This is a genomic window from Massilia sp. Root335 (assembly GCF_001425685.1).
GTDB classification, from domain to species: Bacteria; Pseudomonadota; Gammaproteobacteria; order Burkholderiales; family Burkholderiaceae_D; genus Telluria; species Telluria luteola.
In genome coordinates this window covers 5,112-27,949 of record NZ_LMCY01000029.1, presented here as the reverse complement: position 1 = coordinate 27,949, position 22,838 = coordinate 5,112, and the positions used below count along the sequence as shown (strand labels likewise).

The following is a 22,838-nucleotide window of genomic DNA, read 5'->3' as shown; positions in this document are numbered from 1 at the left end:
TATGAAAAAGACCGAACTCCCACGCTGGGCCACGGGTTTCGTCCTGCCCGTCCTGAACCTGATGTCGGCGCTGCTCGTGGCGGCGCTCGTGATCCACCTGCTGGGCGAGAGCCCGTCGGCATCGCTGGGCATCCTCGTCGACAGCGCCATCCTCGATCCGGAAGGCCTCGCGTACACGCTGTTCTACGCGAGCACCTTCATCTTCGCGGGCCTCGCCGTGTCGATCGCGATGCAGGCGGGTCTCTTCAACATCGGCGCCGAAGGCCAGATGTACGTCGGCGGCCTGGGCCTGACCTGGGCCGTGCTGGCGCTCGACGGCCACCTGCCCGGCTGGCTGATGATCCCGATCGCGATGATTGGCGCCGCCGTCTTCGGCGCCCTGTGGGCCTTCATCCCGGGCTACCTGCAGGCGAAGCGCGGCAGCCACGTGGTCGTCACGACGATCATGTTCAACTTCATCGCCGCGAGCCTGATGAACTTCGTGATCGTCAAGTACCTGATCCCGGACGGCCAGCAGAACCCGGCCTCGCGCGTGTTCGCCGACAGCGCCGCCCTGCCCCTGCTGAACAAGCTCCTGCCGGTGCTGGGCGACACGCCGCTGAACATCAGCTTCCTCCTCGCGATCCTGGCGCTCGTGATCTACGGCGTGATGGTGTGGCGTTCGGGCTGGGGCTACCAGCTGCGCGCGACGGGCCTGAACGCCAACGCGGCGCATTACGCGGGGGTGAAAATCAGCCGCACGATCATCGTCACGATGCTCGTGTCGGGCGCCCTCGCCGGCCTCGGCGCCGTCAACTCCGTGATGGGTTCCACGCACTACCTGAGCCTGAACTTCCCCGCCGGCGCCGGCTTCGTGGGCATCGCCATCGCGCTGATGGGCCGCCAGCATCCGGTCGGCATCTTCCTGTCGTCCGTGCTGTTCGGCGCGCTGATCCAGGGCGGCTTCGACCTGTCGCTGGAAAAGCCGAACATCCCGCAGGAGACGTTCATCTTCATCCAGGGCCTGATCATCCTGTTCTGCGGCGCGATGGAGAATTTCTACGCCCCGGCCATCCTGAAACTGATCAACCTGACCCGTACCGACAAGGGGGCTTGAATGGAAGACTTCCACATCGCCAGCATCATCGTCTCCACGGTCCGCAACGCGCCCGTGCTGATGTTCGCCGCGCTGGCCGGCCTGTTCGCCGAGCGCTCGGGCGTCGTCGACATCGGCCTCGAAGGCAAGATCCTCGCGTCGGCGTTCGCGTCGGCCGCCGTCGCCTACGTCACGCAGAATCCGTGGTACGGCATCCTCGCCGGCATGGGCGTGTCCGTCGCCCTCGCGATGGTGCAGGCATTCGTGTCGATCACGCAGAAGGGCAACCAGCTCGTGTGCGGCATCGCGATCAACATCGCCATGAGCGGCCTGACGTTCGTGCTCGCGCAGTTCTTCTTCCAGCAGGGCGGCCGCACGCCCGACCTGCGCAACGCGCGCCTGCTCGACGTGACCCTGCCCGGCACGGCGGCCCTGGAGCACGTCCCCGTCATCGGCTGGCTGTACGGCCACCTGATCGGCGGGCAGTCGGTGCTCGTGTACGTCGCGTTCCTGCTGCTGCCGGTCGTGCACTGGGTCGTGTACCACAGCCGCTTCGGCCTGCGCCTGCGCGCCTGCGGCGAGAACCCGCACGCGGCCGATGCGGCCGGCGTCTCGGTCGAACGCACGCGCTACCTCGCCATGTTCGTGGCGGGCGTGCTGTGCTCCTTCTCGGGCGCGTACCTGACGCTGGTCCAGAGCGGCTTCTTCCTGCGCGACATGTCGGCCGGCGCCGGCTACCTGGCGCTGACGGCGCTCGTCTTCGGCAACTGGCGCCCGCTGCACACGGTGCTCGGGTGCCTGATGTTCGGCCTGTTCGGCGCGATCCAGATCCAGCTCGAAGGCGTCGACATTCCCGTCGTCGGCCGCTTGCCGGGGTCGTTGATCCAGGCGATTCCGTACATCGTCACCGTGGTCGTGCTGGCTGGCCTGATGGCCAAGTCGGTCGCGCCGAAGGCGATCGGCAAGCCGTTCGTGAAATCGCGCTAAATCGTATCGGCAGGCGTGGGGCGGGCATTTGAGGCCGGGGGCCTCAAATGAAACGAGCCCGCGCGTAACGTTCGTGTAATCCAGACATCCGCGTGGGCACAGGGTGCCCACCCAACGAGGTCATTCGTTCGCGCGGCGACTCGACCTCGCCAACGTCCACGCAAACCCCACGCCCACCGACGCCCCGCTCGTCTTCTCGAACAACGGACTGTCCTTGTTCGCATTCCCCGCATAGCTGTCCAGCCGCACGAACCCGAACACGCGCACGTCCGGATCGATCCGAACCGTGCCGAACACGCCCGTCCGCACGAGCATCAACCCGCCGTCGGCCCGGTACGCCGGCCGGTCCGCCGTCGCATACTGCGGCGCGACGTCGTAGAAATAACGGTGGATGCGCGCATCGCCGAACAGGGCGCCCAGCTGCGCTTCCACCGTCCAGCGACCCGCATCGCCGCGCCGTTCCCACACGAAGCGCGGCTCGGTCGTCCAGCCCTGGCGGCGCAAGCCCCCGCGCCCTTCGATGACGGCGCGCAGCGGCAGCTCGAAGCGCAACCGCCCCGCCTCGCCCAGGTCGGCGAATTTGTATTTCACGCGCGGGCCGAATTCGACGAGCGTGCCGAGGTCGGGCATGCCGCGCCGTGCCGCCACGTCCTTCGAATGCGCGGGCAGCGCGGCGGCGAAGCCGACGTCGAATTCGACCTTGTCCGTGTCCAGCAGGCGCGCGCCGACGCCGCCCTGGTCCGCGCGCAGGACCTTGCCGCGGTACAGGAGAAACGGCAACGCGACGAAGCGGTTGCTGCGGTCGGACGCGCCCGGATACGCGGGCGTGCTGAACGCGGCCGCGCCCACGCCCGCTTCCCACAGGGGCAGGTTGCGGGCATCGGGTTCGGCAGCCAGCGCCGGCAGCGCGAGGAGCAAGGGTAAAGGCAAAGCGAGACGAAGCATGGGAGTGGTCCGGAATGAGTTGCGGCAGATTCTAACGGCAGCGGCCCCCGCGCGGCGCGCGGCGCCATGAAAAAAACCGCCGCGGCCTCATGAGCACGCGGCGGTTCGCGAAGGGATGGCGCCGGGGTTACGGCCAGATCGCCTTCAACAATTCGGCCAGGTTGTAGCCGCCTTTGATCATCTGCGTCTTCGCGAGCGCCGAACTGGGCACGGGGTAATCGTTCGGCACTTCCAGCGTCCACGTGTAATAGGTCTCGCCCTTCTTGCCCACCTGCGGCACGATTTTTCCCGCGGTGACGCCGGCGAACGCCACCTTCGACACGGCCAGCGTATCGTCCGCCCATTGGTACGGCCACGTCACCGGGTCGCCCGTGTTGTGCGCGACGGTCGGCTTGCCGTCGATGACGGCCTGGGCGAACTGCTCCGGCGTCTTCGTGCGGATGCGGCGGAACGCGTAGTCGACCGTCGTGCTGTCCCAGTACGAGTGGAACGGCTTCGTCAGCGCCTTCGGCACGCCCGGCTTGACGGGCTTCGGCTCGCCCGGCGGGATCAGGTTGGCGGACATCTGCTCGATCTTCGCGTCGTCCATCAGGAAGTTGTTGCCGCCGCGCGAATCGAAGACGACGGTCTCGTCGATCTCGGCCTTCGTCTTCGGCACGACGAAGCGCCCGTCCTTGTCGACGAAGGCGGCGCCCACGTGCAGGGGCTGGACGATGTCGCCGGCCAGGTGGGTGACGAGGATCAGCGCCTGGCGCTTCGTGAATTTGTGCGGGTTGGTGGCCGGGGTGTCCTTGCCCTGCAGGACGGCGATCGCTTCCTTCAGGGTCTGCACGATGTCGTCGTCGGCCGTGCCGGCGGCGCCGTCGTGGTAGTGGTCGAGCTGGAACGGCACGTCGGTGTAGTGGTACTCGCTGTGCTTCGGGTTGGCGTTCACGTACTCGATCATTTCCGGCGTCTGCGGACCGCACCAGTTGCCCTTCACGCAGTCGGGCCAGGTGGAGACGGCCGCCAGCGATTCGCCCGGCAGCAGCAGCGCCTGCACCTCGGCCTCCGCGTGCGTGCCCTTGATCAGCTTGTCGGCGATGGCGCCGACGGCGCGGTGGCCGTCCGTGCCCCACGCGGCCGCGTCCAGCGACACGAAGGCGCCGGCCAGCGCCACGATGCATGCGATTTTATTCATTGAGGATCTCTCGTTCATACTGTTTATATCGTTAGCGCACCTTGTGGATGCGCTGCGGTGCTGCCAGGCTCGTCGCCCCCAGCTCCGGATGCTTCTGCAAATACGCGATCAGGCTGTCGAGGTCGCGCAGGCCCGTCTCGACGCGGCGCGTGCCCCTGGCGAACATCGGGATGTTGTCGCCGCCCTCGGCCAGGAAGTTATTCGCCACCACGCGATAGGTCTTGCCGTCGTCGAGCGGCGCGCCATCGACCTTCACGCCCGCCACGCGGCGCCCGGGCGGCTGCGTGCCGTCCCAGTCATACGCCAGGCTGCCCGACACGGCCAGGATCGACGGCCCGGACGCCGCCGGCCGGTCCCACTGCTGTTCGAGCACGCGGCGCAGCTGGGCGCCGGTGAGGTCCATCACGACGAGCGTGTTCCCGAACGGGAGCACGGCCTGCGCCTGGCCGAACGTCACGACGCCGCCCTCGCCCGCTTCCAGGTCCTTGCGGATGCCGCCGGGGTTCATGAAGCCGATCTGCACGCCCTGGTCGCGCGTGGCGGCGACGGCCGCGTCGGCGATCACGTCCCCCAATGCCGATTCGCCCGACGGCGCCTCGTGCCGCGAGACCGACGCCGCGATGCGCGCCACCGGCTTGCCCAGCACCGCACGGCTCTGCGCGCGCACGTCGGCCAGGTAGGCGGCCAGGCCGGGATCGGGCTTGAACGCACCCGGCGCCATCACCACGTTGCGCACCTGGATGTCCTCGACGGCCTTGCTGGCCGGGTCGAGGCGCAGGCGGATGCGCGACAGCAGGTGGCCGTAGGCGTCGGCCTGCGTGACGACCTTCCCGTCCACCTTGCACAGATAACCCGTGTGCGAATGGCCACTGATCACGAGGCGGATGGCCGGGTCGAGCTTCCTGGTGATGGCGACGATGGGACCGTGCAAGGTGTCGCAATCGGCCTTGTTGTACGGCTGGTCGGCGAAACCGCCTTCGTGGATCAGCACGACGAACACCTGGGCGCCCTGCGCCCGCATCGCGGGCAGCGCGGCGTTGATGGACGCCGCTTCGTCGTTGACGGCCAGGCCCTTGATCGACGAGGCGACCGTGACGGAGGCGAGATCGTGCAGCACCGCGCCGATCAGGCCGACCTTGACGCCCTTGACGTCGACGATGCGCCAGCCCGGCACGAGGGTCTTGCCCGTCTGCGCGTCGACGACGTTGGCGGCGAGGTAAGTAAAACCGGCGCCCTTGAAGTCGGGCGACAGCCGGCAGGCCTTGGCCGGCCGCGGCGAATCGCAGCCGCCGTGCTGCTGGCGCAGGAGTTCCTTCGGTCCCTGGTCGAATTCGTGGTTGCCGAGCGAGCTGGCGACGAGGCCCATGCGGTTCATCGCCACGATGCTCGGCTCGTCCGCGAACATCGACGACACGGCCGGACTCGCGCCCACGAGATCACCGGCCGCGACGAACAGCAGGTCCGGGTCGTCCTTGCGGAACGCGTCCAGCGCGCCTTTCAGCACGTCGATGCCGCCGGCCTGGATGGTGCGCGGTTGCGTCGAACCCGGCGGCGTGTACGTGTACTTGCTGGGTTCGAGATTGCCGTGGAAGTCGTTCAGCGCGACGAGGTTGATCTCGATGGGGCGGTGCGGCGTTCCGGCGGCCGGCCCGGACGGCGTGCCGGCGCAGCCGGACACCAGCAACGCGACGGCCAGGGCCAGTGGACGGGAAACGATCATGTGAAGCCTTTTGTCATGCGTAAAAGCAGCCATCGATTATGGCATGCGGTATCGCCACGCTGGTCTTTACGGGCGGCGATACGACAAGAAAAAAACGGCCGGTGTCGCCACCGGCCGTCTTCGTTGCGTCAGGCCGCGTCCGGGTCAGAACTCGTACTTGACGGTGACCTGTGCCGCCCACTGCGACTCGCCCTTGACCTGGCGGATCTGCAGCGGATCGACCGACGAGCGGACCGCGTACACGTAGTGGCCGTTCGCATCCAGGCCGGCGTAGTCGACGAAGCCGCGGGTCTGGCCGCCCGACGAGAAGAACGGCGCTTCGTTGATGTGACCCCACTTCTTGTTCAGCAGGTTGCCGAAGTTGAGGATGTCGAACGAGATCGACGCCTTGTTACGCTTGAACATGCCCGGGATTTCCTGGCTCAGGCGCAGGTCGAAGCTGTTGGTCCACGGCGAGAAGTCGCTGTAGCGGGTCACGACGCTGCCGGCCGCGCTGCGCAGGGCCTTGTTGGCGTTGACGACGTCCCAGAAGCGCTGCTCGTTGGCGTGGTTGGTCGCCGTATCGCCAGCGAACACGACCTCGCCCGAACCGAAGGCTTTCGGGATGTACAGCAGGTCGTTGCCGCTGACGCCGTCGCCGTTCATGTCGTTCTTGAAGGTCCAGCTGTACGGCTTGCCGGAACGGCCTTCGTAGAACACGCCGAAGCGGGTTTTATAGGTGCCGAAGAACGCCTTCTCGAAGTTCAGCAGCGCGTTGATGCGGTTCTTGACCAGGTAGGCCGAGTTCGCGGCCACGTCTTCGTTCGGGTTGTAGATCGAACGGGCGTTGAAGTTCGAGCCCGACGTCGACGACGTCAGGTTCGACACTTCCGTCGCGTAGGTGTGGCTCGCCGCGACCGACCAGCCGAAGCCCTTCGTCATCGGGTACGACAGCGACAGGGTCGACACGCGGGTCTCGCCCTTGTCGGTGCCGGTCACCTTGATCACGTTGCCGAAGGCCGAGTTGGACAGCGACTTGGTCGTGTTCGTGCAGCCCTTCTTGGTGCTGACCGAGTTGTTACCCACGCTCCAGCAATTGGCGTCCAGGCCGCCGGCGTTCCAGAACATCTGGCGGCCGTCCGGCGCGGTGCGGGTCGACGTGCCCAGGTTCAGGCTCTGGAAGTAGATGCCGTCCTTGGTGTGGGCGTACAGGAGCTCGGCGCCGGCGACGAGGCCGTACCACGGCAGTTCCGTTTCGAACGCGAGGTTGGCTTTCCAGATCGACGGCTGTTTCAGGTTCGGGTCCAGCAGGTCGACGTTGGCGATCGGCGGGGTCGAGCCGCCCAGGCGCGGCTGGTTGTTGACGTCGGTGCTGAACGTGCCGGTGGCCGTCGGCGGGCACTTCGTGTTGCTGGTGGCCGAGCAGGTGATCTGCTGGGTCGTCATGCCGGTGTTCTGGAACGGGTTGGCCAGCCACACGCTCATGGCGGCGCCCTGGAACAGGCCGGCGCCACCGCGCAGCTGCATGCGGCGCGGCGTGTCGAAGTTGTAGTTGAAGCCGAAGCGCGGCTGGAACAGCTTGGTGCCGTCGATCGTCTGCTGGTTGTTGTAGCCGAAGCCGCCGGTCTGGCGGCCGTTCGGCACCAGCACCGCTGCCTGGGCCACTTTCGCGTTGGCGACCGGCTGGCCGCCGACGCCCACGTCATCCACGCGGAAGCCGTAGTTCAGGGTCAGCTGGCGGTTGACGTTCCACGTATCCTGCAGGAACAGGCCCGTGTTCGTCATGTTGAAGCCGGCGACGGCGTCGTTCAGCGTGAAGCCCGGTGCCGGCACCTGCAGCGTGTACGACGTGAAGCGGCCCGTGCGCAGGTTTTCCAGCACGGCGGCTTCGACCTGGGCTTGCGACGCGGTGTTGCAGTTGATGCTGCCGAACGAGTAGCTCAGGCTGTTGTCGCAACCGAAGGTGTAGTTGCCGTACACGTTCTGCAGGAACGCGTTGTAGATCTTGTTCTTCTGGTAGTCCGCGCCGAACTTGAGTTCGTGGTCGCCCAGCGTCCAGTTGGCACCCGCGTAGTAGTCCTGCGTACGGGTACGCAGCGAGTTCATGTGGCGCGAGTTGTCCGTACCCAGGTTGATGGTGCGGCTACCCGTGGTCACGCCGCTCGGGGTGCCGGCCGGCACGGCGCCGGTGAACTGCACGCCGATGGTCGGCAGGGTCGTGTTGTTGGTCGGGACGGAATCGTAGTTGCGCGACGACGCCTTCAATTCGGTCGAGAAGGTCGGGGTCCAGTCCGAGAACAGCTGGGCCACGGTGGTCTCGATCTGCTTGCCCTGCGAGTAGTACGCCGAATCCAGGCTCAGGCCGGTGGCGCTGAACAGCGAGTACTGCGGCTCGGCCTGCGTCGTGCGCTGGTAGCGGATGTTGGCGCGCTGGTTGTCGCTGATGTTCCAGTCGACCTTGAGCATCTGCTCGCGCGAGACGAAGTTGCCGCCGCCCTGCGCCAGGCCGCCGGCATTGACGCCGTACTGGCTCTTCATGATGTTCTGCACGGCGGCGATTTCGGCCGGCGTGATGGCGACCGTCGTGCCGTTGCTCGAGCCGATCGGGCCGAAGTCCGGCGCGTTGCGCGAGGAGTTGGTTTCTTCCGACAGCGCGTACAGGAACAGCTTGTCCTCGACGAGCGGGCCGCTCGCCCACACGCCCTTGGTCGTTTCCTTGAACGGCACCGGATCCGAATAGGTGTCGTTGGCCGAGTTGTAGCGCTGGCCGGCCAGGCGGTCGTCGCGGTACACGTAGTACACGCCGCCCTTCCACTGGTTCGTGCCGGACTTGGTGACGGCGTTGATGTTGCCGCCGGTGTAGCCCTTCTGCGTGACGTCGTAGTTGGCGACGTTCACCTGCGTCGACTGGATCGCTTCGATCGAGATCGGCTGGCGTGCGGTCGGGCTGCCGCTCGCTTCCAGGCCGAACGTGTCGTTCACGTTCACGCCGTCGACGGTGATCGAGTTGTAGCGCGAGTTCTGGCCGGCGACGGACAGTTCGCCGCGTTCCTTGTCGGTCTGCGACACGCGCGGATCGGCACGGGCGTAGTCCTGCAGGTTGCGGTTGATCGACGCCTGGATCTGCAGCTGGGTGTTGCTGATCGCGGTGCCGGCGCCCATGTTGGAGCGGCTGAAAATGTCGGAACGGGCGCGGTTGCCGGCGACGGTCACGGTCTGCATCGGCGCGCCGACGGTGGCGTCGACGGTGGCGGTTTCCGCCAGTTGCAGATAGATGCCTTCGCGTTTTTCGGTGACGCCGTCCTTGGTGATAATGATCGTGTACGGACCGCCGGTACGCAGGCCGCGCGCGATGTAGCGGCCTTCGGCGTCGGCGACGACGTTGCTGACCGAACCGGATTCGGTGTGGATGATTTGCACCGACGCGCCGGCGGCCGGTCGGCCATCCGCGCTCGAGATACGGCCGCCGACAGCCGACGTCGTGTTCTGCGCCAGGGCCGGCGCACCCGCGAGCGCAATCGACAGAGCCAGCGCCAGCTTGGTCAGCTGGATCCGTTTTTGATAGATCATTGATTAACCCCAAATAGACTTGATTTTATGGTTGGGAACGGTGTTCCCCCCTCGAGTACTGCAAACTCTCGGACCGGCCAGCTCATGACGGCCAGTCTGTATCCGGTCGAACTGCTGTTTTGTCGATGCATTTGTGGATGACAATGCACCAACAAAAGGCAGCGCACGCGAGTCTAGCGGTTTATTGTTTCCAGGCTATTACACCGGAATCCGCTCTATTTCTTGGCCGTTGCATTAATAAAAGACCAATATGCATGAAGGCTCTTATCGAGACAAATACGTTTTCTTTTTTGAATTTATAGCTTGCGCGTATAAGTCGCTTAAAAAACGGGCATGACATCGCGTGCAGGTTGCCTTTTCCCTCAGGATCAGACACGGCGGGATTATAAATGCGCCATTCTCTAATGAAATTCTTTCGCTTGTTTTTTAGGCAAACGACACGAGAAATCGGGGGATTTGTAGCGAGTTGGCCACAGAGGCGGCATATGCATATGCGCCTGGGAGAACAACCGGCGGCGGAGCCGCCGCCGGCAGGAGGGAAATGACCGCGGCGTTCAGTGCTTCACGACGGTGCGGTCGAGCGCCGCGACGTCCGCCTCGAAGCGCGCATACCGCGCGTCGAGCTGGCGCGTCAGGCGCGCCTTGTCGGCGTCGGGCAGGAAGCTGTAGCGGATACTGTTGTACGACGCCCTCTTCACTTCCGCGTAGCTCGGCTTGTAGCGGCTGGCGAACAGCACGTACTCGTTGGCCAGGTTGTGGCGGGTCACGCCGGCGTCGTCGGTCGAGATCACGTACGGCACGCCATACTTGCGGTACAGCGTGATCGGGTGGTTCTGGCCCTGCACGCCCTCGATGAAGGCGTTCGACGTCAGGTTGATCTCGACCGGGATGTTCTTCTCCCGCATCGTCTTCATGATGCCGACGGCGTTCGTCTCGTGCGCGAGGTCGATGCCGTGGCCGATGCGCTGCGCGCCCGCCACGTTCAGGGCCTGGTCGATGTGGTACTTGAGGTCTTCCGGCGGCACGTCGCCCAGCGCCAGCTCGCCCGCGTGCATGGCCACGTTGACCTTCGGGTACACCTTCTTCAGGAAGCGGAACATCTGCATGTGCAGCGTGTAGTCGCGCATCGACACCATCTGGCTTTCCTGGCCCACGATGTTCACGCCGACGATCTTGCCGCCCCGCGCCGCCGCCTCGAACGCGGCCAGCATGGACGAGAACACGCGCGACGGCGAGAACAGGCGCACGACGTAGGTCTGGTAGCGCATCGTGAAGTTGTCGTCGTCGATGCCCTGCGCCGCGTCGTTGACCGTCTTGACGAAGCCGTCGACCGACGCCTTGAAGGCCGGGGTGGGGTCGAGCTTCTGGCGCGCGGTGTCCAGCAACTGTGCGAATTTCGCGTCGTCGCGCGCGGTGTCCCAGGCCCGCTTGTCGAACTCGGGGTCGGAGATCGTGTCCGGGCTCTTGAACATCGTCTCGATGTACCCGACGTTCTCGGCGAGCGCGCGGTTCTTCAGCTCGAGGAGGCCTTCGTGGAAGTTGTGGTCGGAGACGGGGCCGAAGTAGCCGAAGGTCTGGAAGAACTGGCGGTCGGGCGGCGGCTGGATCGCGCCGTGGTTGTTGAAATCCTTGCTCGACCAGTGCTGCAGCAGCTCGCGCCACGTGGCGTCGTCGGCATACACGTCGGCACCCGACAGGCAGGTGCGGTCCTTCGGCTGCTTGGCGCGCTCGGAGTCGACGACGCTCTTGTCCGTCTCGATGCGGTAGGTCAGCTTGTTGACGCACGCGCCCTGCTTGTCCAGCCAGTCGACATAGGTCTCGGCATAGATCGCGCCGGAATAATGGTGGTGCAGGTCGCCGCCCTTGGGCATCTGCGAGAAGAACAGGACCAGTTCCGCCGTCCTGGGCTCGGGGCCCGCGATCAGGGCGGCATAGTGGCGCGCCGTGGCCGCTTCGTTGGGGCCGGACGCCGGGGGGCGCGCGGAAGCGGTGGCCGCGAGGGCCGCCAGGGTGATCAGCAGGCTGCTGCTAAGGACTTTTGTCATATCGGTCTCGGCTGGTGAGTGATCGGTGGCAGCCCGTCTCCAACCGCTGAACCGAAAAACCGTCGCCCCCGCGAAGGCGGGGGCCCAAGTTTGCGCAGTGTCTGCGCATGAAACTCGGGTTCCCGCCTGCGCGGGAACGACGTGATAACGCGGTTCCGCGTGCTCGAATTACTGCGCCCGCTCGTGCACCCGCTTACCCGCCGCATACGTGGCGCGGATGGCACGGTCGTCGCCCAGCAGGGCCAGCGCGAACAGGTTTTCCTCGAGCGAATCGCTGTTCGCCGTGCGGCGCGCCAGCAGCGGCGTCGCCTTCGGATCGAGGACGATGAAGTCGGCCTCGGTACCGGCGGCAAAATTGCCGATCGTCCCTTCGAGCTGCATGCTGCGCGCGGCGCCCAGCGTGGCGAGATAGAACATGCGCAGGGCCGGGAGATAGCTGCCTTTCAATCGCGCAACTTTATACGCTTCATTCATTGTTTGCAACATCGAGAACGACGTGCCGGCGCCGACGTCCGTCCCGAGCGACACGTGGGCCTTCACGCCGTCGGCCTTGGCGACGTCGAACAGGCCGCTGCCCAGGAACAGGTTCGACGTCGGGCAGTGCGAGATCGCGGAGCCGGTATCGGCCATCAGCGCGAAGTCGACGTCGTCCAGCCAGATGCAGTGGCCGAACATGGCGCGCGGCCGCATCAGGCCATAGTGCTCATACACTTGCAGATAGCTGCGGCGGTCCGGGAACAGGCCCTGCACCCACGCGCATTCGTCGCGGCTTTCGGACACGTGGGTCTGGATGTACGTGGTCGGGAACGCGCGCGCCAGTTCGCCCGCGGCGCCCAGCTGGGCCGGGGTCGACGTGGGCGCGAAGCGCGGCGTGATCGCGTACAGCGCGCGGCCGTTGTTGTGCCAGCGTTTGATGAGGTCTTCGCTGTCGCGCAGGTCGGCCGTGTCGCGCAGGAAGTCCGGGCAGTTCCGGTCCATCAGCACCTTGCCGCCGGCCATGCGCAGGTTGCGCGCGGCGCTGGCCTCGAAGAACGCGTCGACCGATTCCTTGTGCACCGTGCAGTAGACCAGCGCCGTCGTCGTGCCGTTGCGCAGCAGCTCGTCGAGGAAGAACTCGGCGACGGTGCGCGCGTGCACGGGGTCGGAGAACTGGCGCTCGGTCGGGAACGTGTAGTTCTCCAGCCACGGCAACAGGTCCGGCGCGGGCGAGCCGATCATGTCGGTCTGCGGGAAGTGCAGGTGCGTGTCGATGAAGCCGGGCGTGATGATCTGGCCGCGGTAGTCGACGATGCCTGTCCCGGGCGGCAGCGTCGCGACCAGCTTGTCGTAGTCGCCGGCGGCGAGCACGCGGCCGTTTTCGACGACGAGCAGGCCGTCCTCGTGCCACGCGTGGGCGTTGTCAAGCAGCGCCGGATCGGCGTGGAAGTGCAGCAGGCTTGCTCGGTAGGCCTGCACGTTGCGGGTATCGTTGGACATCTTAGTCTTGTTCCAGTAAGGCGGGGGTTGCGGTCGCGGTGTGGGCGGACCTGGCCGCCGCCTCCCAGACCATCAGCAGTTGCGCGACGACGGAGACGGCGATCACGGCGGGCTCCTTGCCCTTGATGCCGGGGACGCCGATCGGGCACACCATGTCGTCCAGGCGCGCGCGCGCGATGCCGCGGTCGCGCAGGCGGTGCTCGAACTGCTTGCGTTTGGTATCCGATCCGATCAGGCCGAACCAGTCCCGGTTCGCGGGCCGTCTGAGGATCGCTTCGGTCAGGCGCTGGTCCAGCGCGTGGTTGTGCGTCATGACGAGGAAGCACGTGCCGGGGGCGGCCTGGCGCGCCAGGACTTCCGGCATGTCGGTCGCTTCGACGACGACGTTGGGCGGCGCCACGGGCGGAAACATGTCCTCGCGTTCGTCGACCCACGTCACGCGGCACGGCAGGTCCGCCAGCAGGCGCACGATGGCCGCGCCCACGTGGCCGGCGCCGAACAGCATCACGTGCGCGCGCGGCGCCGGGACGTGGTCGACCAGCCAGCGCCGGTTGTCCCCGTCCAGCAGCACGCGGGTGCCGCCGCTGCGCTCGAAATCGGGATAGCGGCCGCCGCTGCGCTGGAGGTTGTGGCCCAGCGCGTCGACGAGCGCCAGGTCCGGCTCACCATCCAGCGCAACGACGCGCCAGCAATCCTCGTGGCGGCGCGCGGCCAGCTCCGCGCAGTGCGCGCGGTCGACCAGCTCGAACGCGAGGTGCACGACCCCGCCGCAGCACTGGCCAAGGCTGGGGCCGAGCGGGAAGCGTTCCAGCCGGCGCGCTTCACCGCTTTGCAGCATGGCGCGCGCCGTCTCGATGCCGCGCAGTTCCAGGTGGCCGCCGCCGACGGTGCCCCACTGGCTGAACGCGTCGACCAGCATGCGCGCGCCCGGTTCGCGGGGCACGGAACCGTCGGCCTTCGCGACCGTGATCAGCACGGCCCGCTGGGCGGTGGGGATGAGCCAGTCGTCCATGTCAGGCCGCCCGGGATTCCTGCACGGCGTGTTCGACGAAGGAGACGGCGTCGAGGATCGCCTCGCTCGTCGCCGGCGCGCGCAGCGGCGGGTTCACCTTGTGCCCGCCGACGGCCGAGATGGCGTCGCGGATCGCGAGGAACACGGAGAACGGCAGCAGCAGCGGCGGCTCGCCGACGGCTTTCGAGCGGTGGATCGAATCGGCCACGTTGCGGTTCTCGAACAGGCGCACGGTAAAGTCTTCCGGGCAGTCCGACACGCCCGGGATCTTGTACGTGGACGGCGCGTGCGTCATCAGCTTGCCCTGGCCGTTCCACCACAATTCTTCCGTCGTCAGCCAGCCCATGCCCTGGATGAAGGCGCCTTCGACCTGGCCGATGTCGATCGCGGGGTTCAGCGAGTTGCCGGCGTCGTACAGCGCGTCGACGCGCAGCAGTTTCCATTCGCCCGTCAGGGTGTCGACGACGACCTCCGACACGGCCGCGCCGTATGCGAAGTAGAAGAACGGATTGCCCGTCATCGACTTCGGGTCCCAGCTCAGGTTCGGCGTGGCGTAGAAGCCGTCCGACCACAGCTGCACGCGGGCCAGGTAGGCCTTGGCGACCAGTTCCCCGAACGGGATTTCCTGGCCGTTCGCGAACACGGTGTCGGCGACGAAGCGCACGTCGTCGGCGGCGCCGCCGTACTGCCTGGCGGCGAAGCTTGCGAGGCGCTCGCGGATCTGGCGGGCCGCGTCCTGGGCCGCCTTGCCGTTCAGGTCGGCGCCCGTCGATGCGGCCGTCGCCGACGTGTTGGCGACCTTGCTCGTATTGGTCGCGGCGATGCGCACGCGGGTGAGATCGACGCCCAGTTCGTGCGCCACGACCTGCATCACCTTGGTGTTGACGCCCTGCCCCATCTCCGTGCCGCCGTGGTTGACGAGGATGGAGCCGTCCACGTACACGTGCACGAGCGCGCCGGCCTGGTTCAGGTGCGTGACGTTGAAGGCGATGCCGAATTTCAGCGGCGTCAGCGCGAGGCCCTTCTTCAGCACGGGGCTCGTGCTGTTGTGCGCCTCGACGGCCTGGCGGCGCGCGCGGTATTCGCTCGTCTCTTCCAGCTGGGCCACCAGTTCGTGGATCACGTTGTCGACGACCGGCTGGCCGTACGGCGTGACGTTGCGGTCGATCTTGTCGTAGAAATTCAGCTTGCGGATGTCGAGCGCATCCTGGCCCAGGTTGCGCGCGATCTCGTCGATGATGTACTCGATCGCGATGGCGCCCTGCGGACCGCCGAAGCCGCGGAACGCCGTATTCGACTGGGTATTCGTCTTGCCGGCCGCCGCGCGGATGTCGCAGTCGGACAGGTAATAGGTGTTGTCGAAGTGGCAGATGGCGCGGGTAGCAACGGGGCCGGACAGGTCGGCCGAGAAGCCGGCGCGGCTCACCATGTCGACCTTCGCCGCGACGATGCGGCCGCTGTCGTCGTAGCCCACTTCGTACAGGTAGTGGAAGCAGTGGCGCTTGCCGGTGACCATCATGTCGTCGTCGCGGTCGGCGCGCAATTTGACGGCGCGGTTCAGGCGTTTCGCCGCGATCGACGCGCAGGCGGCCCACAGCGCCGACTGCGATTCCTTGCCGCCAAAGCCGCCGCCCATGCGGCGGCACTCGACGACGACGTTGTGCGAATGCAGGTTCAAGGCATGCGCCACGACGTGCTGCATCTCGCTCGGGTGCTGCGTGGAGCACAGCACGAGCATGCCGTCGTTTTCCTGCGGGATGGCGTACGAGATCTGGCCTTCCAGGTAGAACTGCTCCTGGCCGCCGACGTGCAGCTCGCCCTTCACGCGGTTCGGCGCGCGCTCGAACGCGGTCTCGGCGTCGCCGCGCGTCAGGCGCATCGGCGGCAGCACGAACGAGCCGGCTGCGCGCGCGGCCTGCGGGGTCAGGATCGCGGGCAGTTCCTCGTACTCGACCTTGACCTTGCGGACGGCGCGCCGTGCCAGGTCGTGGCTGTCGGCGATGACGACGAAGATCGGCTGGCCGATGTACTGCACGAGGCCATCCGCGAGGATTGGATCGTCGTGGACGATGGGACCGCAGTCGTTGGTGCCGGGGATGTCCTTGGCGGTGAGCACGGCGCGCACGCCGCGGCTGGCCAGCACGCCGGCGAAGTCGATGTCGACGATGCGCGCATGCGCCTTGCTCGACAGGCCGAGCGCGGCGTGCAAGGTGCCGCGCACCTCGGGGATGTCGTCCGTGTAGTCGGCCTGGCCGAGCACGTGCAGCCGGGCCGATTCATGTGCTTTTCCGAGACCGACCTGCGCCCAGGCGGCCTTGGTCAGTGCGGGGGATCCTGCGTCGTTCATGATGTTCTCCTCAGGCCACTGCGTCGGTGGCGGATGTCGTTGCGCTTTTCGTTCCTGCCTTCGCGAACGGGTTGACTGCGCAAGTCGGCAGCGGATTGTCCTTGCGCGTTTCGAGCCAGTAGCGGCGCAGCAGGTTCTGCGCGGTCTTCATGCGGTAGGCGCTCGACGCGCGCATGTCGGACAGCGGCGCGTAATCCCGCGCCAGCGCTTCCATCGCTTCCTTCAGCGCGGCCTCGTCCCAGGCGCGGCCATTCAATACTGCCTCGGCCTGCGCCGCGCGCTTGGGCGTCGCGGCCATGCCGCCGAACGCGATGCGCGCATCGGCCACGACGCCGTCGTCCAGCGTGAAGGCGAAGGCGGCGCACACGGCCGAGATGTCCTGGTCGAAGCGCTTGGCCAGCTTATAGGTGCGGAACGCCACGTTCTTGCGCGGCAGCGGCACGCGCACGGCCTGCACGAATTCGCCGTCGCGCCAGTCCTTGACCTGGTAGCCCAGGTAGAAGCTTTCGAGCGGCATGGTGCGCTCGCCGTCCGGACCGCGCAGCACCAGTTCGCTGCCGAGCGCGATCAGCCACGGCATCGAGTCGCCGATCGGCGAGCCGTTGGCGACGTTGCCGCCCAGGGTGCCGGCGTTGCGGATCGGGAGCGACGCGAAGCGCTGCCACAACTCGCCCAGCTCGGCGTCGTAATGCTTGCAGATGGCGGCGTACGCGTCCTCGAGGGAGATGCCGGCGCCGATCTCGATGAAGCCGTCCTGCTCGCGCAGGGTCTTCAGCTCGGCCACGTGGCCCAGGTAGATGATGTCGGTCAGTTCGCGCATCTGCTTCGTGACCCACAGGCCGACGTCGGTCGAACCGGCCAGGATCGTCGCCTTCGGATGCGCGGCGCGCACGGCGACCAGTTCGTCCATCGTGCGCGGCGCGTGGAAGGTCTGGCCTTCGTACGTGTAGGTGGCGCCGGCGTCGCGCTGCAGGGCGCGCAGCTGCTTGGTGACGGCGTTGCGGTCGAATTCCGCGGGCGGCAGGGTCACCATGCGCCTGGCGGCGTCGATGATGGGACGGTAGCCCGTGCAGCGGCACAGGTTGCCGGACAGGGTATCGTCGATCTCGCAGCGGCTCGGCTCGCGGCCTTCCTGCTTGAGGTACAGGCCCCACAGCGACATGGCGAAGCCCGGCGTGCAGAAGCCGCATTGCGAACCGTGGCATTCGACGAGGGCCTGCTGCACGGGGTGCAGCGCACCGTCCTTCTGCGCCAGGTCCTCGACGGTGAACAAGGCCTTGCCGTCCAGCGTGGGCGTGAACTGGATGCAGGAATTCACGGACCGCATCTGCAGCTCGCCGTTTTCGAGCGATCCGAGCACGACGGTGCAGGCACCGCAGTCGCCTTCGGCGCAGCCTTCCTTGGTGCCGGTGCAGTGCAAGTCCTCGCGCAGGTGCTGCAGGATGGTCTGCGTCGGCGCGACGTCGTTCACTTCATGGACGGCGCCGCGGTAGAAAAATCGGATCGGAGTGGACATCATCGCCTCGGTTCGGAAAGGACACTGTGAAAATATGACTGACTGGCTACAAGATTAGCACCGGGGGTCGGGCCAGATATATCGGAATATCGATTTTGAATATCAGATATTTTAAATATCGAAGTGCGCGCCTGCGCGGCGTCCGTCCCTAGCATGCCCGTCCTGTCCGCGGCACGCAATGCGGAACGAGCCAACATTGCGAAACTTGCTATGCTTGAGCCGTCACCGGGAGGCTTCATGGCATTGCACATCGTTCATTTCATCGGACCGATCAACGCGAACTCGGCGTGCACCGTGCGCAACCTGTGCCTGCAGGCGCTGCAGAGCGGCGCGACCGAGATCGAGCTGCACATGTCGACAGAAGGCGGCAACATGACGGCCGGCTTCGCCCTGTACTACTTCCTGAAATCGTTGCCGCTGCCGCTGACGACGTGGAACGTGGGCAGCGTGGAATCCGTCGGCGTGGCGATCTTCCTGGCCGGGACGCAACGTTACGCCTGCCCGGGCACGCGCTTCCTCATCCATCCCCTGCACTGGGGCTTCGGCAACCTCGTGGCGGCGGACCATGCCCGCATTTCCGAATGGCGCGACTGCCTCGACTTCGACGCCGAGCGCTACGCCGCCATCTTCGAGGACGCCACCCGCGGCGCGCCGGATGCCCACGACATCCGGTCCTACCTGACGGCATGCTCCCGCATCTACACGGCCGAACAGGCCGTCGAGGCCGGCATCGTGCACGAGGCCAGGCAGGCGCGCCTGCCGGAAGCCGGCACGACGTCGCACTGGTGGAATTAAAAACATCATTTAAATCTGATAGCGCTCGCTGTCAGATTGCTGCAACAAAAGGCGGCATTTATCCCTAGAGTAGAGTGATTATTCGCGTATTTTCCTTGCAGCATTTTTTCTGGCCGCTCTACAATTTATTACAGATTCGTTACGCGGCCCAGCCCATCGCCTCGGTAGTGTCTCTATAACAAAAACCGTCCACCCGCAGTCTTCAGCAGGTCAATCCCATGAAAAAACGCATCATCGCGAGTGCGCTCGCCTTGTCTTTTGCCGCGCCTTGCGCATTCGCGCAGAACGCTTCCGCCGTCCGCATCAGCGGCTTCGGCACCGGTGCCCTTACCTGGAACAATACCGACAAAGCCGAGTTCGCCCGTCCGAACCAGGCCAGCGGCGCCACCAAGGACGTCACCACCGGCGTCGACTCCAACTTCGGCGTGCAGGCCGACTACGCCGTCAACAGCTGGCTGTCCGTCACGGGCCAGGGCCTCGTGCGCAAGGACGCGCAGGACGACTTCGGCGCCGAGCTGGCCTGGGCCTTCGCCAAGGCCAAGGTCTCGGACGACGTGGCGATCCGCGTCGGCCGCATGGGCGTACCGGCGTTCATGATTTCGGACTACCGTAACGTCGGCTACGCCAACACGATGCTCCGTCCGCCGGCCGAGATGTATTCGCAGATGCTGTTCAACACGGTCGACGGCGCCGACGTCACCTGGCAGCACAGCTATGGCGACACGACGTACACCGCCCAGTTCGCCGTCGGCAAGAGCAAGGTCGACATCGCCGGCGGTCCCAGCCTGGACGGCCACCGCCTGACCGCGCTGAACCTCGTGGCCGAACACGGCCCGCTGACGGTGCGCTTCGGCCGCGTCGACGGTCGCCTGACGCTGAACGGCTCGACGTCGCTGACGACGTTGCTGAACTCGCTGAACGCCGTCGGCGCCGGCTACCGGATCCCGCAGGCGGCCCAGCTCGCCTCCGACATCGACGTGCACGACAAGAAGGCCTCGTTCACGTCCCTCGGCGCGACGCTCGACTGGAACGACGTCGTCGTGCAGAGCGAGTACGCGAAGCGCAAGACCGACAGCTACATCAACGACACGACGTCGTGGTACGTGATGGGCGGCTATCGCATCGGCAAGTTCCTGCCGTACTACAGCCACGCCCGGCTGACGATCGACGGCAGCGTCAACAACGGCATGCCGGCGGCCTGCCCGGCCGGCTACCCGGCCGCGTGCACGCCGACGCTGGCCGCGCTGTCCGGCATCGTCTCGAGCCTGCGCTACACCGGCGTGAGCCAGGGCGAGCAGCAGACCGACACGATCGGCGTGCGCTGGGACTTCTACCGTTCGCTGGCGTTGAAGGTGCAGTTCGACCACGTGCGCCCGAACCAGGCGAGCGGCCTGCTGATCAACGCACAGCCGGGCTTCCACGGTCCGGTCAACGTCGGCGCCGTCGCGCTCGACTTCGTGTTCTAAGGAGAGGTCGATGAAACATCTGATCAAGACAGGCATCGCCGCCGCCGCACTGCTGCTCACCCTGCCGGCCATGGCGGAGGTCGTGGTCGTGGCGAATCCCAAGGCGGCCGAGTCGTCGATGACGAAAGACCAGGTCGCACAGTTTTTCCTGGGCCGGTCGAGCGCCATGAGCCCGATCGACCAGCCGGAAGGCACCCCGGTCCGCGCCGAGTTCTACAAGAAGGTGACGGACAAGGACGCGTCCCAGGTCAAGTCCCTGTGGTCCAAGCTGGTGTTCACCGGCAAGGCCACGATGCCCAAGGAAGCCGCGGACAGCGCCGCCGTCAAGAAGATGGTGGCGAGCGACCCCAAGGCCATCGGCTACATCGAAAAGAGCGCGGTCGACGCCACGGTCAAAGTGATCTACACACCGTAAGCGTCACCATCCACCCGCCCGCCCCCGGCCTGTCCGGCGGCGGGCTGTTGAATTCAGAGGAAACGGCATCATGAGCATCAAGCGCAAGATCTGGGCACTCCCGGTCATCTCGACCATCATCTTCGGCCTCGGCGTGGCGGTTTCCGCCAGCATCGCCAGCGGCGCCCTGGACTCGATCCACACGACCGAGGCCGTCGATTACCCGGCGCTGGGCACGGCGAAATCGCTGACGGCCGACCTGCAGGGCATCACCGACGGTCTGCGCGATGCCGTTTCCGAAGGCGACAAGGCCCGCGTCCCCCAGATCGGCGAACAGGCGAACAAGGTCCGCGCCAAACTGGCCGAAGTCACCAGGATTCCGGGCATGGATGCAACCGGCAAGCGCCTCTCGAAGGAATTCGAGGATTATTATGCGCCGGCCCTCTCGGCCGCCAAGATCATGCTGGAACTCGAGAAGGGCGACCCGCAGGCCACCGTGCAGCGCATGCAGAGCGCGCTGACCGTGCTCAACGCCGACGTCGCCAAGTTCAACGAGCAGGCCCAGCAACAATTCAAGGACGGCATCGCACAAAGCGCGTCGAGCGTGCGCCGCGTGCTGTCCGTCACCATTCTCACGGCACTGATCGTGATCGCGACCCTCATCGGCGTGTCGTGGTTCGTCATCCGCACCATCTGGCAACAGCTGGGCGGCGAACCGGAATACGCGCGCGAGATCACGCGTGCAGTCGCCGCCGGCGACCTGTCGATGGAGATCCGCCTCGACGCCGGTGACCAGCACAGCCTGCTGGCCGCGCTGCAGGAAATGCGCACGCGCCTGGCAACGATGGTATCCGGCATCAAGACGTCGGCCGAGACCATCGCCACGGCCAGCGCCGAAATCGCCAGCGGCAACGCCGACCTGGCCAGCCGCACGGAATCGCAGGCGGGCAGCCTGGAGCACACGACGCGCGCCGTCGAATCGCTGACGGAAACCGTGCGCACGAACGCCGCCAACACGAACCAGGCCAACTCGCTCGTCGTCTCGGCCACCGACATCGCCACCCGCGGCGGCGAAGTGGTCGGCAACGTGGTGAGCACCATGGGCGCCATCAACGCGTCCGCCAAGCAGATCGTCGAAATCATTTCCGTGATCGACGGCATCGCCTTCCAGACGAACATCCTGGCCCTGAACGCGGCCGTGGAAGCGGCGCGAGCCGGCGAACAGGGCCGCGGCTTCGCCGTCGTCGCGGGCGAGGTGCGCAACCTGGCGCAGCGCTCGGCCGCGGCGGCCAAGGAAATCAAGCAGCTGATCGGCGACTCCGTCGCCAAGGTCGACGCCGGCAGCGCGCTCGTCGACGAAGCGGGCACGACGATGGAACAGATCGTCGCCTCGGTCCGCAAGGTGCACGACATCATGGCCGAGATCAGCGTCGCGGGCCAGCGCCAGGCCGAAGGCATCGAGCAGATCGGGCGCGCCATCGACGACATGGACCAGATGACCCAGCAGAACTCGGCCCTGGTCGAGGAAGCGTCGGCCGCGGCGGAATCGCTGGCGGAGCAGACGGAACAGTTGTCGGGCGCGCTGGCGCAGTTCAAGCTGACGGCCGGACACGCGCTCGGCGCACCCGCCGGCCACGGACGGCTCGCGCTCGCGCGCGGCTGAACGCAATCACCCTGCCGCCTCGGCAAGCGCAGGATCCGCAGGCATGAGCGCTCTCACGCCCGCGGAGACCGGTGAGTTTGCAACCCCGGTTACCTTGTGATGCTGGTCATAACGAGGTTATCAACCGGGCGCCGCATTCGGTCTCGTCTCCGTCATAGGCATACGGCTTGCCTTGGTGCCGGGCCCCGGCACCGTCCGGCTTGATCGCGAAATTGCCCTTGCACTTGGGGCAGTACGTCATGTCATCTTGAAGCGCCGCGACCACGCCCATCACGGTCGTACCCGAGCTTGCGCTGATGACCTGACCGCCGTGATCGGTTTTATCGTTGAGGCGAATGACACCGCGTCCTTGATGCTTCATGTTTGTCCTGTTTGTTCCCGAGCAGCGTTTGCGCTTCGACCATCACTGGCCAGCAGCGGCAGTGTCGGTTTTACCTGGCGGTATGTAGTACGAACCTTCCGGCGCACCAGGGACTTTGACGCGGAATTTCATGCCCGAGAGCAGTTTGTCCCATAGCGCGACCGCCTCGTCGTCGCTGAGCGACGCGGCTTTGGCGGCGCCAACCGTGTTGTGCTCGACCTTGGTGAACATGGCGGCACCAAACTCCGGCGGGTTGGCGACATCTTTCGGCGTGCCCACGAAACCCCACTCGAAATCATGGGTGCCA

17 protein-coding genes are annotated in these 22,838 nt (G+C 66.2%); 6 read left to right on the top strand and 11 right to left on the bottom strand.

The window, feature by feature from the left end; translation table 11 throughout:
- Position 1: 1 nt before the first annotated feature.
- Together ASC93_RS17200 and ASC93_RS17195 are read left to right on the top strand one after the other, a co-directional pair.
- Positions 2-1,096, top strand: coding sequence for an ABC transporter permease (locus tag ASC93_RS17200; RefSeq protein WP_056444782.1), 1,095 nt, complete (start codon positions 2-4; stop codon positions 1,094-1,096).
- Positions 1,097-2,062 (top strand): ABC transporter permease, encoded by a 966-nt coding sequence (locus tag ASC93_RS17195; protein WP_056444779.1) that lies wholly within the window; start codon positions 1,097-1,099, stop codon positions 2,060-2,062.
- A 120-nt stretch (positions 2,063-2,182) separates the two neighbouring features.
- On the opposite strand, the gene ASC93_RS17190 is transcribed toward ASC93_RS17195, so the two are convergent.
- The 9 genes from ASC93_RS17190 to xdhA form a co-directional block, all read right to left on the bottom strand.
- Positions 2,183-3,007: a MipA/OmpV family protein gene (locus ASC93_RS17190; RefSeq protein WP_056444776.1), complete on the bottom strand. Its 825-nt coding sequence runs from the start codon at positions 3,005-3,007 to the stop codon at positions 2,183-2,185.
- 127 nt (positions 3,008-3,134) lie between these two features.
- Positions 3,135-4,187 carry a S1/P1 nuclease gene (locus ASC93_RS17185; protein WP_056444769.1) on the bottom strand — a complete coding sequence of 351 codons (1,053 nt, stop codon included), beginning with the start codon at positions 4,185-4,187 and terminating at the stop codon, positions 3,135-3,137.
- Positions 4,188-4,218: 31 nt separating this feature from the next.
- Positions 4,219-5,907 (bottom strand): bifunctional UDP-sugar hydrolase/5'-nucleotidase, encoded by a 1,689-nt coding sequence (locus tag ASC93_RS17180; RefSeq protein ID WP_056444767.1) that lies wholly within the window; start codon positions 5,905-5,907, stop codon positions 4,219-4,221.
- 144 nt (positions 5,908-6,051) lie between these two features.
- The gene (locus ASC93_RS17175) at positions 6,052-9,456 is read right to left on the bottom strand and encodes a TonB-dependent receptor (protein ID WP_056444764.1); all 3,405 of its coding nucleotides are present in this window, start codon (positions 9,454-9,456) and stop codon (positions 6,052-6,054) included.
- A gap of 554 nt (positions 9,457-10,010) precedes the next feature.
- Positions 10,011-11,501 carry an adenosine deaminase gene (locus ASC93_RS17170; RefSeq protein WP_056444761.1) on the bottom strand — a complete coding sequence of 497 codons (1,491 nt, stop codon included), beginning with the start codon at positions 11,499-11,501 and terminating at the stop codon, positions 10,011-10,013.
- 168 nt (positions 11,502-11,669) lie between these two features.
- Complete coding sequence (gene guaD / locus ASC93_RS17165; protein ID WP_056444758.1) at positions 11,670-12,977, bottom strand: guanine deaminase; 1,308 nt, start codon at positions 12,975-12,977, stop codon at positions 11,670-11,672.
- A gap of 1 nt (position 12,978) precedes the next feature.
- On the bottom strand, positions 12,979-13,989 hold the full coding sequence (gene xdhC / locus ASC93_RS17160) for a xanthine dehydrogenase accessory protein XdhC (protein WP_056444755.1): 1,011 nt from the start codon (positions 13,987-13,989) through the stop codon (positions 12,979-12,981).
- A 1-nt stretch (position 13,990) separates the two neighbouring features.
- The gene (gene xdhB, locus ASC93_RS17155) at positions 13,991-16,336 is read right to left on the bottom strand and encodes a xanthine dehydrogenase molybdopterin binding subunit (RefSeq protein WP_056444752.1); all 2,346 of its coding nucleotides are present in this window, start codon (positions 16,334-16,336) and stop codon (positions 13,991-13,993) included.
- A 10-nt stretch (positions 16,337-16,346) separates the two neighbouring features.
- Complete coding sequence (gene xdhA / locus ASC93_RS17150; protein WP_056444856.1) at positions 16,347-17,852, bottom strand: xanthine dehydrogenase small subunit; 1,506 nt, start codon at positions 17,850-17,852, stop codon at positions 16,347-16,349.
- A 237-nt stretch (positions 17,853-18,089) separates the two neighbouring features.
- Here xdhA and ASC93_RS17145 point away from each other — a divergent pair, with 237 nt between their 5' ends.
- The 4 genes from ASC93_RS17145 to ASC93_RS17130 all read left to right on the top strand — a co-directional run bounded on the left by ASC93_RS17145 (position 18,090) and on the right by ASC93_RS17130 (position 22,170).
- Positions 18,090-18,647, top strand: a complete 558-nt coding sequence (locus ASC93_RS17145) for a ClpP family protease (RefSeq protein ID WP_056444749.1) — start codon at positions 18,090-18,092, stop codon at positions 18,645-18,647.
- A 218-nt stretch (positions 18,648-18,865) separates the two neighbouring features.
- Positions 18,866-20,113 (top strand): hypothetical protein, encoded by a 1,248-nt coding sequence (locus ASC93_RS17140; protein WP_056444746.1) that lies wholly within the window; start codon positions 18,866-18,868, stop codon positions 20,111-20,113.
- Positions 20,114-20,123: 10 nt separating this feature from the next.
- Positions 20,124-20,528 (top strand): hypothetical protein, encoded by a 405-nt coding sequence (locus ASC93_RS17135; RefSeq protein WP_056444743.1) that lies wholly within the window; start codon positions 20,124-20,126, stop codon positions 20,526-20,528.
- 70 nt (positions 20,529-20,598) lie between these two features.
- A complete protein-coding gene (locus tag ASC93_RS17130; RefSeq protein ID WP_082548118.1) occupies positions 20,599-22,170 on the top strand; it encodes a methyl-accepting chemotaxis protein in 1,572 nt (523 codons plus the stop codon).
- Positions 22,171-22,276: 106 nt separating this feature from the next.
- Here the strand turns inward: ASC93_RS17130 and ASC93_RS17125 are convergent, their stop codons facing one another.
- Positions 22,277-22,531 (bottom strand): PAAR domain-containing protein, encoded by a 255-nt coding sequence (locus ASC93_RS17125; RefSeq protein ID WP_056444740.1) that lies wholly within the window; start codon positions 22,529-22,531, stop codon positions 22,277-22,279.
- A gap of 42 nt (positions 22,532-22,573) precedes the next feature.
- A partial coding sequence (locus ASC93_RS17120; protein ID WP_267874952.1) for a T6SS immunity protein Tli4 family protein occupies positions 22,574-22,838 on the bottom strand: 265 nt, incomplete at its 5' end.

Bases quoted from the DNA above. Each gene is read 5' to 3' on its own strand.
- ASC93_RS17135 (WP_056444743.1), top strand. From the start codon at position 20,124: ATGAAACATCTGATCAAGACAGGCATCGCCGCCGCCGCACTGCTGCTC.
- ASC93_RS17140 (WP_056444746.1), top strand. From the start codon at position 18,866: ATGAAAAAACGCATCATCGCGAGTGCGCTCGCCTTGTCTTTTGCCGCG.
- xdhB (WP_056444752.1), bottom strand. From the start codon at position 16,336: ATGAACGACGCAGGATCCCCCGCACTGACCAAGGCCGCCTGGGCGCAG.
- ASC93_RS17185 (WP_056444769.1), bottom strand. From the start codon at position 4,187: ATGAATAAAATCGCATGCATCGTGGCGCTGGCCGGCGCCTTCGTGTCG.
- ASC93_RS17200 (WP_056444782.1), top strand. From the start codon at position 2: ATGAAAAAGACCGAACTCCCACGCTGGGCCACGGGTTTCGTCCTGCCC.
- ASC93_RS17145 (WP_056444749.1), top strand. From the start codon at position 18,090: ATGGCATTGCACATCGTTCATTTCATCGGACCGATCAACGCGAACTCG.
- ASC93_RS17170 (WP_056444761.1), bottom strand. From the start codon at position 11,501: ATGACAAAAGTCCTTAGCAGCAGCCTGCTGATCACCCTGGCGGCCCTC.
- ASC93_RS17130 (WP_082548118.1), top strand. From the start codon at position 20,599: ATGAGCATCAAGCGCAAGATCTGGGCACTCCCGGTCATCTCGACCATC.
- ASC93_RS17180 (WP_056444767.1), bottom strand. From the start codon at position 5,907: ATGATCGTTTCCCGTCCACTGGCCCTGGCCGTCGCGTTGCTGGTGTCC.
- ASC93_RS17195 (WP_056444779.1), top strand. From the start codon at position 1,097: ATGGAAGACTTCCACATCGCCAGCATCATCGTCTCCACGGTCCGCAAC.
- ASC93_RS17190 (WP_056444776.1), bottom strand. From the start codon at position 3,007: ATGCTTCGTCTCGCTTTGCCTTTACCCTTGCTCCTCGCGCTGCCGGCG.
- ASC93_RS17175 (WP_056444764.1), bottom strand. From the start codon at position 9,456: ATGATCTATCAAAAACGGATCCAGCTGACCAAGCTGGCGCTGGCTCTG.
- xdhC (WP_056444755.1), bottom strand. From the start codon at position 13,989: ATGGACGACTGGCTCATCCCCACCGCCCAGCGGGCCGTGCTGATCACG.
- guaD (WP_056444758.1), bottom strand. From the start codon at position 12,977: ATGTCCAACGATACCCGCAACGTGCAGGCCTACCGAGCAAGCCTGCTG.
- ASC93_RS17125 (WP_056444740.1), bottom strand. From the start codon at position 22,531: ATGAAGCATCAAGGACGCGGTGTCATTCGCCTCAACGATAAAACCGAT.
- xdhA (WP_056444856.1), bottom strand. From the start codon at position 17,852: ATGTCCACTCCGATCCGATTTTTCTACCGCGGCGCCGTCCATGAAGTG.